Source organism: Gracilibacillus orientalis (assembly GCF_900114645.1).
Taxonomy (GTDB): domain Bacteria; phylum Bacillota; class Bacilli; order Bacillales; family Amphibacillaceae; genus Gracilibacillus; species Gracilibacillus orientalis.
In genome coordinates, this window is the sequence record NZ_FOTR01000017.1 from 62,856 (window position 1) to 72,799 (window position 9,944).

The 9,944-nt window shown below is 37.0% G+C and carries 10 protein-coding genes and 1 rRNA gene; 9 read left to right on the forward strand and 2 right to left on the reverse strand.

Annotation, left to right across the window (positions count from 1 at the left end):
* Positions 1 to 12: 12 nt before the first annotated feature.
* The 6 genes from BM121_RS20225 to BM121_RS20250 all read left to right on the forward strand — a co-directional run bounded on the left by BM121_RS20225 (position 13) and on the right by BM121_RS20250 (position 6,647).
* Entirely contained in the window at positions 13 to 579 is a 567-nt protein-coding gene (locus BM121_RS20225) for an NADPH-dependent FMN reductase (protein ID WP_091486186.1), read from the forward strand.
* Positions 580 to 751: 172 nt separating this feature from the next.
* On the forward strand, positions 752 to 1,795 hold the full coding sequence (locus tag BM121_RS20230) for a TAXI family TRAP transporter solute-binding subunit (RefSeq protein WP_091486189.1): 1,044 nt from the start codon (positions 752 to 754) through the stop codon (positions 1,793 to 1,795).
* Positions 1,785 to 2,357 carry a DUF1850 domain-containing protein gene (locus BM121_RS20235; RefSeq protein ID WP_091486192.1) on the forward strand — a complete coding sequence of 191 codons (573 nt, stop codon included), beginning with the start codon at positions 1,785 to 1,787 and terminating at the stop codon, positions 2,355 to 2,357. The genes BM121_RS20230 and BM121_RS20235 overlap by 11 nt, the downstream gene beginning before the upstream one ends.
* Positions 2,358 to 2,383: 26 nt before the next feature.
* Entirely contained in the window at positions 2,384 to 4,561 is a 2,178-nt protein-coding gene (locus BM121_RS20240) for a TRAP transporter permease (RefSeq protein ID WP_091486194.1), read from the forward strand.
* 244 nt (positions 4,562 to 4,805) lie between these two features.
* The gene (cwlD, locus tag BM121_RS20245) at positions 4,806 to 5,522 is read left to right on the forward strand and encodes an N-acetylmuramoyl-L-alanine amidase CwlD (protein ID WP_091486197.1); all 717 of its coding nucleotides are present in this window, start codon (positions 4,806 to 4,808) and stop codon (positions 5,520 to 5,522) included.
* Positions 5,523 to 5,600: 78 nt separating this feature from the next.
* Positions 5,601 to 6,647: an Mrp/NBP35 family ATP-binding protein gene (locus tag BM121_RS20250; RefSeq protein WP_091486199.1), complete on the forward strand. Its 1,047-nt coding sequence runs from the start codon at positions 5,601 to 5,603 to the stop codon at positions 6,645 to 6,647.
* 37 nt (positions 6,648 to 6,684) lie between these two features.
* Here BM121_RS20250 and gerD read toward each other — a convergent pair whose 3' ends face one another.
* Complete coding sequence (gene gerD, locus BM121_RS20255) at positions 6,685 to 7,359, reverse strand: spore germination lipoprotein GerD (RefSeq protein ID WP_091486202.1); 675 nt, start codon at positions 7,357 to 7,359, stop codon at positions 6,685 to 6,687.
* 139 nt (positions 7,360 to 7,498) lie between these two features.
* Between gerD and BM121_RS20260 the strand changes: the two genes are divergently transcribed.
* Positions 7,499 to 8,086 carry a KinB-signaling pathway activation protein gene (locus BM121_RS20260; protein ID WP_091486204.1) on the forward strand — a complete coding sequence of 196 codons (588 nt, stop codon included), beginning with the start codon at positions 7,499 to 7,501 and terminating at the stop codon, positions 8,084 to 8,086.
* Between the two features lie 170 nt (positions 8,087 to 8,256).
* Here the strand turns inward: BM121_RS20260 and BM121_RS20265 are convergent, their stop codons facing one another.
* Entirely contained in the window at positions 8,257 to 9,042 is a 786-nt protein-coding gene (locus BM121_RS20265) for a polysaccharide deacetylase family protein (RefSeq protein ID WP_175495513.1), read from the reverse strand.
* A 158-nt stretch (positions 9,043 to 9,200) separates the two neighbouring features.
* Here BM121_RS20265 and BM121_RS20270 point away from each other — a divergent pair, with 158 nt between their 5' ends.
* Together BM121_RS20270 and BM121_RS20275 are read left to right on the forward strand one after the other, a co-directional pair.
* Positions 9,201 to 9,422, forward strand: coding sequence for a hypothetical protein (locus BM121_RS20270; RefSeq protein ID WP_091486209.1), 222 nt, complete (start codon positions 9,201 to 9,203; stop codon positions 9,420 to 9,422).
* A gap of 302 nt (positions 9,423 to 9,724) precedes the next feature.
* Positions 9,725 to 9,944, forward strand: a 16S ribosomal RNA gene (locus BM121_RS20275); the annotation flags it as partial.

The window sequence follows — 9,944 nt, forward strand, 5'->3', positions numbered from 1 at the left end:
GGAGGTCCTACGATGAAGTTAGTTGCAATAGCAGGTTCGATTGTCGGGTCCAAGACAAAAACTGCGATTCAGTATGCAACAGATCAACTTTTAGATAAATATCCAGATACAGAAGTAACGTTACTGGACTTAGCGGATTACGATCTTCAGTTTAGCGACGGAAGAAATTATCTAGACTATCAAGGTGATACAAAAAAAGTAACCGAAACAATTATGGAAGCTGATGCTATAATCATTGGAACGCCCATTTTCCAAGCATCAATTCCCGGGACTTTAAAAAACATTTTTGATTTATTGCCTGTCGGTGCTTTTGAGGGGAAAGTGGTAAGTATGATCGTAACAGCTGGTTCTCAACGACACTATTTAATTCCCGAACAGCAATTGAAACCGATCCTGGGATATATGAAAGCACAGGTAGTGCAAAGCTATGTTTACATTGAAGATATCGATTTTTACCAGAAAGAAATTACCAATCATGATGTAATGTTCCGTATTGAACGACTTGTTGAGGATACCATTACATTAACGAAAACATATCAAAAGATTCGTGAAGAAAAAGAAGCCGAATATGATTTTTAATAGGGATAGCACTTGGTTTACATAGGATCAAGTGCTATTTTATTGTCAGAATTTCTAACTTTTCACTTTGAAATTATTTCAATTATTCGCATAATTAGGTATAATGTATTCTGCGAATGGATAGACATACACCGTTAAGTGGAATCATAAAAATAATGAAGGGGGTTTCATGATGAAAAAACTTAGCTTGTTTTTTATTGTATTTTTATTATTAGGTTTAGTGTTAGCGGCTTGTGGGGATGCATCTGATGATGCGATTGATGATGAAGGAACGGACACGGAGGAAGCACCTGAAGAAACTGATTCTGGTGAAGAAAGTGAGGAGAGCGGAGAAGCTTCTGAAGATTGGATGGAAAATATTACAGTACTAACTGGTGGAGAAGCTGGAGTATATTTTCCATTAGGTGTTGCAATGGCAGAAATTATGGATGAGCATGTTGATGGAGTAAGTGCAACAGGTATTGCCAGTGGAGCATCAGTAGTTAATGCTAATGAATTGAGTGATGGTCAAGCTGAATTTGCACTAATACAAAATGATGTGGCCTTTTATGCTCACGAAGGATCCAATATGTTTGAAGATGTAGTAGATGGTTTTAGTGGTATCTTTACCATTTATCCGGAAACGATTCAGATTGTAACGTTGGCTGATAGTGGTATTGAAACGGTTGAGGATTTGGAAGGTAAACGTGTAGCAGTAGGTGATGTTGGTTCAGGTACCGAAGCAAATGCGGAACAAATTTTAGGTGCACATGATCTGACATTTGATGATTTGAGTGCAGAGTGGATGGGATTTGGTGACGCATCAACTAACTTACAGGATGGAAACATTGATGCTGCATTTGTAACGGCTGGAACACCAACAGGAAGTATTCAGGAATTGGCTGCAAGTGCAGATATTAAGATTGTAAGTATTAATGAAGATAAGATTGCGCAATTAGAAGAAGAACATCCATACTATGTTAGAGAAGATTTAGATGAAAATACGTATGAAAACTTTGATGCGACAGCAACAACAGTAGCAGTTCAAGCTATGTTAGTGGCAAGAGACGATTTACCTGAGGATCAGGTCTATGAATTAGTCAAGTCTATTTTCGATAATTTAGATGCCATGCAAAATGCCCATGAACGAGGAAATGACTTAACACTTGATACAGCACAAGACGGTATGTCTATAGACTTACACCCAGGAGCTCAACGCTATTACGATGAACAATAGAAAAGCACCTATTACAAACGAAAAAGGGGCATTGCTACTGAGCAATGCCTTTTTTAAAAAAATCATGCTCATATTTATTGTAATAATTATGCTCTTGTTGAGTTGGTTTCTATGGCATCGAGCTCATTATCTTTTAGTTATATCGGATATGAATACTGAAGAAACGTTGTGGTCAAGCGAAATAGACCAAGGTGAATCATTCTTCCATGAATATATTCATTCAGTAGAAAAATCTTCTGTAAAAGAAGTATTTCAATTCTCTTCCACCGGTGAACTACTGACAATGGAAAGTTGGACAAAGTCATTTGGGGCAGGCATGCCGTATCAAAGGAAAGGAGATGTTGAGATCAAGGACGGTTATTATATAATGAAGAATTTAAATCGTCCCGTACATGGAGGTGTGTTAAGGATGAAGCCTTCCACTTTGTATCCACATACATTTTCTTTTCGTGATCAAACCATATACTTGTCAAAAGAACCCTATGTCAAAAGAATTATTGAAATCAATGTAATAGAATTATCCTGGTGGGAAGGAATTTTACGTTTCTTCACATTAGAGTAAATATATGTAGAAGGTAGGGATGGGAAATGGATAATAGCCAGAAGAAAATGCTCCAGGAAATAGAAGGGAGTGATCGCGAACTTCGTAGATTTTGGGCTATTATAGTCTTAACTATTAGTGTCTTTTTATCTGCTTTCCATTTATATGTAGCTGGCTTTGGATTGCCGGGTATAGGCTCCAAAACATTTTTAATATTGCATTTAACAATTGGCTTAATGCTTGTTTTTTGTATTTTTCCAATTAGAAAGGGTCTTCGCCAAACATCTATACCTTGGTATGATGTTTTATTAGCTATTCTCTCTTTAGTGGTTGGTACATATATTATTCAGAAACAAACAGCAACCTCTATTATGTCAGGACGGCCTACAGATATGGATTTATTTATTGGCCTCCTTTTAATTATTTTAGTACTTGAAGCAACACGCCGGGTAGTAGGAAAACCGTTAGTTATCATAGCACTTGTCTTTATTGCTTATTTCTTTTTAGGTGAATATATGCCGGGGCAGTTTCACCATACACGAGGCGATTTTGAACGGTTTATTTATGAAATTACGTATCGTAATAATGGTATATTTGGAACACCAATTTATGCTTCTGCTCAGTTTGTTTTTATATTTATTCTATTTGGTGCCATTCTCGAGTCTACAGGTGCCGGAAAGATGTTTATTGACTTAGCGTTGCGAATGTTTGGCCGCTATAAAGGTGGACCCGCTAAGGCTAGTGTTGTAGCAAGTGGATTAATGGGCAGTATTTCGGGGAGTTCAACGGCAAATGCGGTAACTACCGGCACTTTTACGATACCATTAATGAAACGAGTTGGTTTCAAACCGCATGTAGCAGGTGGAGTAGAAGTGGCAGCATCATCTAGTGGGCAATTCTTACCTCCGATTATGGGTGCAGCTGCATTTATTATGGTTGAGTTCACGGGAGTTCCTTATTATGAAATTATCCAAAGTGCGATTATACCTGCTTTACTTGCCTATATCGGTATTTTATTTATGGTGCACTTTGAAGCGTCCAAACACGGTATTACTGGGATTGATAGAAGTGAATTGGCATCAGGCAGAAAGTTATTAATGCAGCAAGGTTATTTATTAATACCATTAATTGCTTTGCTTTATTATTTGGTCTATGTTCGGGTTTCGGTTAATAATTCAGCCTTTTTCTCGATTATTGTGTTATTGGTTCTAGCATTATTTGTGCAACGTTTCAAAGATAACCTTGGTCGTACTGCTATCATTGCAGTAGGGGTTATAGCAATTACTTTATTACTACAAGTCTTTATCGACCCGATTAATCAAGGATTACATGCCTTAAATGCTATCTTTCATATCAATTTCTTTAGTGCTGAGATGATCAGGTGGAAGCCAGAGATATTAACTTTACTTCTTATTAGTATAGGAATTGCGCTTATATTTGCTTTATCACAAACGAAAATGAAAATAGATTCACCACCAATTCATTTTGGTTGGAAGCAAACATTAGCAGGTTTTGAAACAGCTGCACGAAATGCGTTGTCGATCATTGTTGCATGTGCGACTGCAGGTATTTTGATTGGTGTGATCACAACATCAGGCTTGTCTACTAAATTTACAAGAATTGTGATTGGCTTTAGTGAAACATTGACTAATGCGATGCCTAGCTTTTTAGTAACGGATAACACCCAGTTATATTTTGCGTTAATTTTAACGGTGTTTGCTTGTTTATTATTAGGACTAGGATTACCGACTACGGCTACCTACGTTGTCCTAGCAGCAATTGTAGCTCCTGTATTAACAGATATGGGTGTCCATGTTTTGATTGCACACCTGTTTGTACTATATTACGGGGTGTTAGCGGATGATACGCCACCGATTAATCTGCCTGCCTACGCGACAGCCGGTATAGCCAAGGCAGGCCCTGTTCGGACTGGTGTTCAAGGGTTTAAATATGATTCAGCAGCATTGTTATTGCCATTTGTTTTTACATTAAATCCAACGATTCTTTTGATTACTGACGCGACATGGTATCAAATCATTTGGGCGATTCTTACGGCTACAATTGGAATGATTGCTTTTGCTTCGTTCATCCAAAACTGGCTAGTCAGAAAATATCATTGGTATGAAAGAATATTAGCGCTAATTACAGCATTATTATTTATCCAAAATAACTTGATGACAGATATTATTGCCGTAATAACGCTTGCTGTTATCTTCATTTTGTAGCTATTTTTGTCACAGAATCGGAAGAATAAAGAGCAAACAGCATGATGACAGAACCCCTCTCGATTATACGGAGAGGGGGTTTTGTCTAGTTATACGTTTCGCTAAGGGATAATGAACTCCCTATTGATGGAATTTACTCAATTATTAGCAAAATGAATTAACTGCTTAAAATATATGTAAGCTGGCATAACTTTCTCGCTTGTCCCATATAGTGGTTACAGGAGAATTATAGGGGGAAAAGCGGATGCCAAAGATATTTAAAGTTGTCCTGTGGTTAGTTGGCTTATTTTTATTAATTATTCTTATGCAATACCCGATGCAACGATCATTGGATTCGTGGCAAACATGGTCACTACCACTAGCTGGTAAAACTATTGTCCTTGACCCAGGTCATGGTGGTGTTGACGGAGGTGCAGAGGCATCAGATGATACACAGGAGAAGGATATTGCCCTAAACGTATCAAAGATGCTTAAGGATTATTTACAGCAGGCAGGAGCCATTGTATATCTCACAAGAGAAGGCGACTATGATTTGGCGCAAGATGATACAACTGGTTTATCTCGGAGAAAGTCAGAGGATATTCAAAATCGAGTAGCATTTATCCAAGAGAAAGAAGCAGATCTTTTTCTTAGTATTCACTTAAACGCTTTATCTGATAGGAAATGGCAAGGAGCTCAAACCTTTTATCATCCTGGAAGAGAACAAAATGAATTATTAGCAAAAGCAATTCAATCCGAAATACGTCGTAATTTAGAGAATACCAACCGAGAAGCACTAGCCATGAGTCAAGTATTTATTTTAAAATACGCAGAAATAACGGGAGCATTAGTAGAAATCGGATTTTTATCAAATGAAGAAGAAAAAGAGTTATTAAAATCCACAAGTTATCAGAAAAAAATGGCAGCAAGCATTTATGAAGGCATTTCACAGTATGTAATCGAACAAACGGACAACCCTTGATGCGTCTCACTTAGATAATGCTTAATTTGTGTTATACTAGCATATAGGATTAAATAGTTTAGATTGAGGTGACCTATTTTGCTAACAGAACAGAATGTAATCGATCTTTTGCATAAAATGAAAGACCCCTTCTTACATAAGACATTCAAAGAAACTAATGGTATTGAAGAGGTCTCTATTAAAGAAGAAAAAAATCATATTAGTGTCAAACTATCGATTGCAAAAACGAATACAGCGGAGCAAATGCAATTACAACAAGAATTAGTTGGTGCTTTGAAAGAGTTAGGAGCAGCTACGGTTGGGCTGCGCTTTAGCCAATTGCCTGAAGAAGTGATCGCTAAATTCCAGCCAACAAAAGAAAAAGATCCATCTTTACTCAGTAAAGATTCTAATACAAATTTCCTAGCAATTGCCAGCGGTAAAGGTGGCGTTGGGAAGTCAACTGTTACAGTTAATACTGCTGTTGCCTTAGCGAGGCTAGGGAAAAAAGTAGGCATTATTGATGCTGACATTTATGGTTTCAGTGTCCCAGATATGATGGGTGTGGAAGAAAGACCGAAGTTGAATGGCAATAAAATAGTCCCAGTGGAACGTTTTGGTGTAAAAATTATATCGATGGGCTTCTTTGTGGAAGATAACTCTCCGGTAGTTTGGCGTGGCCCAAGACTTGGTAAAATGCTAACAAGCTTCTTTAAGGAAGTGGAGTGGGGAGAACTCGACTATCTCTTGTTAGACTTGCCTCCAGGTACAGGTGATGTAGCGTTAGATGTCCATAATATGATTCCATCATCTAAAGAATTAATAGTCACTACACCACACCCGACTGCAGCGTTTGTTGCAGCACGTGCTGGTCAAATGGCAATTAACACAGATCATGAAATCTTAGGTGTAATTGAAAATATGGCTTATTTTGAGAGTAAAGTAACTGGTGAAAAAGAATATGTTTTCGGTAAAGGTGGAGGCGACAAGCTAGCGGAAGTCGTGGATACGAAAGTAATTGGTCGACTTTCCCTACAACAGCCTTTTGAAGAAGAAGGTGTGTTTGCGCCATCTGTATATCAAGAAGACCATCCTAATGGTAAAGAATACCTTGAGGTTGCCAAACAAATCATGGACCAATTTTAATAAAGAAGTGGAGCACTCTTTGGAGCTCCACTTCTTTTTAGTTTCCTTGCTGTTGTTTGTCCTGTCCTTCTTGCTCTTTCTCCTGTTGCTGTCCACCACCACCAGATCCACCGGAAGATTCACCTGATCCTGAACCAGAGCCTCCTCCTCCACTACTTGAAGGTTTCATTTCTTTTGCAGCTTTTAGAAGTAAATCTGATATTTTTGCTTGGAACATCGGGGAATCAAATGTTTCTTCCATTACTTTTTCTAAATGTCCACGGAATTCCTGACTGGTCAATTGTGACATAGTTTGTTTTTCCATTTCTGGATTTTTGAGTACTTCCATTAATTTCTTCTGATATTCTGAATCACTCATTAAGCTTTTGGTGACATCTTTCTGTTTATCCTGTAATGCTTTAGCAAACGACTCTACAAATTTTGGATCCTGGAACATTTTTTCCCAAAATTTTTTACCTTTATCGGAAGAAAGAGTCTCTGTTACGGCATCCTTAATTACTTTTGATTCGATCACATAAGTTTGCTGCATATCATCGCTTGACAACACTTCTGTAATCGCCTTTTTTCCTTCATCGGTTTTAAGAATATCTGAGACCATTTTTTTAGTTCCTTCATAGCCGTCACTTTCTTGGTTTCCTGCATTGTTTCCACCGCCACCACATCCTGTAAGCAGCAGTAGAGTAATTAATAACATGTATAGAAATCGGTTCATATATACCGCTACCTTTCTTATAAAAAATAACCTGTATTTATAATATGGAGTCATTTATAATTAATATGTATGACAAGCGAAAAAAACTGAAGTTCGTGGTAAAATATTTAATGAGATATAGATGTAGGGGGATTTAATTTTGAAAAGTCGTAATGTAGTGCGGTTGTTTTTTTCTACTTTACTTTTAGGAGGGTTTTCTACCCTCATTGCGAGCTTTTTCGTAAAAACAGGAGTTTATGCAGAAAATCTTAATCCGTTTAATTGGTTTGAAATATTAGGTTTACTTATTTTCTTTACTGGGTTGGGCTTTGTTTTTAGTTTGATAAGCCAAATGGGCTATTTTGCGTATTTAACAGTTAACCAATTTGCTTTAGGGGTTTTTCGTAAGTATTGGTCAACAGTTCAGGTTGTATTAATAGCTTTTTCCCTTTTTGATCTTGTCTATTTTCGCTATAGAAGTGTGGAAGATGGCACGATTACACCGTTCTTGTTAATCGCTATTGCTTTATTTATATATAGCTGGTTTGTAGCAGGAATAAAGGCAAAAGAAACAAACAAAAAAACATTTATTCCGGCATTATTCTTTATGGTTGTTGTTACATCGATTGAGTGGGTTCCGGGATTACGTACGGAAAACGGTGATTATGCCTGGCTAATGATAGTGCCATTGATATTATGCAACACTTATCAGTTATTAATCCTGCATCGCTTAACGGAAAAGAAATAAGGCTTGGACAGAAGTGCTCCAATTATGACAAAACACGAACATCGATTTGATGTTCGTGTTTATTGTTCCTTGGAAAAGTATCATTCTTCCTTGGAAAAATGAGTATTTCCAAGGAACAGCAGCACTTTTCCAAGGAAGCGAACTAGAATTCCAAGGAAGAAGCAACAACGTTATTTTTTGTCTCCACCTTTATTTTTAGATTGAAGTTCTTCTTGGTTTGTTTCTGCTTGTGTAGTTAATTCTGAAATTGTCAAAAACTTTTTGTCACCTTTGATCTCAGGAATGACAGCCTCAAGTGCCTTTTCTGTTTGTTTTACACTATCTGAAGCATGAAGTAAAATGATCGACCCATTCCTGATATTTTTTAAAATATGATTAGTTATCTTTTCAGTTCCAGGGTTCTGCCAATCATTTGGGTTAATACTCCAGTGAATCACTTTAAGGCCTTGATTTTCTGCTAAGTTAATCACTTCTTCATTTAAATGACCGTTAGGTGCTCTTAACAAATAAATATCTTCATAACCTAATTTAGAGAAGATATCTTTTGCTTTGTTCAAATCGCTCCGCACTTCATCTAATTCTTGCTCGACATATGATTGGTATTGGTAACCAAGCATTCCAATCTCATGTTTGTCTTCTGCTATTTGCTCTAATATGTCGGGATGTCGTTCAGCCCACTCACCACTCACAAAAAAAGTCGCTTGAACACCCTCATTCTTTAACCTTTCTAAGATAGGGTGAACTTGTTCATCACCATGACTGATATTAAAGGTTAAAGCAACAGATGAATGTTCCGTATTCCCTGCGTTTAATGCCCGTGGATTATCCTGATCGGAAAAAACCGTAGAGGTATAATTAAATTCCAAAAATAAAAACAGGGCTACAAAGAAAGCAATAGGAATAATAATGAATGCTTTTTTCTGTTTTTTAATATCTACAATATATAAACGTCTCACCGAAAATCTCCTCCATTTAGTTGGGCTTGTCTTCATTATATGAGGGAATTTCATTAATATGATGTCTAATTATGTTTAAATTTGAAAGAAAACAGGAATATAAATATTAAATGCCGGGGAGATTATCATTATTAAAATAGATTTTAGGGGTGGACAAGATGTTGGGATTATTAATTAATGATAAGGAGCAAAGTGAACTGCAGTATGTGGTTAAAAGAGAGCTAGAAGAATTATTGTTGGACCTGGAAGATCATCGAATAGATAAAATGGTGAAACAAGCCATGTGTGATCGATATAAGGTTGTTTTTCATTTGTATACACGTGTGGCAAGTGAAGAAGAAATTAAGAAGTATATACCCAAGAAAGTACAAATTGAATAATGAAAGTAGATACTATATCTTCCCTTAAGAAGAATATAGTATTTTTTATTTTCATATGAAAATAAAAAATACCCTTGCCTGCTTCAAAAGTTTATGGTATATTATTTTTTGTCGTTATTACAAAACGAAGCAATGAACAAGCAAGAAAAAAACAAAAAGTCATTGACTTCTTTTTTGATACGTGATATATTATATTCCGTCGCAAAAAACGACATAACATTGATCTTTGAAAACTGAACAAAACAACCAGTATGATTTTAAACATGAAATAAGCTAGCTTTTAGAAGCGAGCGCAAGACAACTTTATTGAGAGTTTGATCTTGGCTCAGGACGAACGCTGGCGGCGTGCCTAATACATGCAAGTCGAGCGCGGGAAGCTTGTCGGATCTCTTCGGAGTGAAGCGAGTGGAACGAGCGGCGGACGGGTGAGTAACACGTGGGCAACCTACCTATAAGACTGGGATAACTCCGGGAAACCGGGGCTAATACCGGATAACACTTTTCTTCACATGAAGGGAAGTT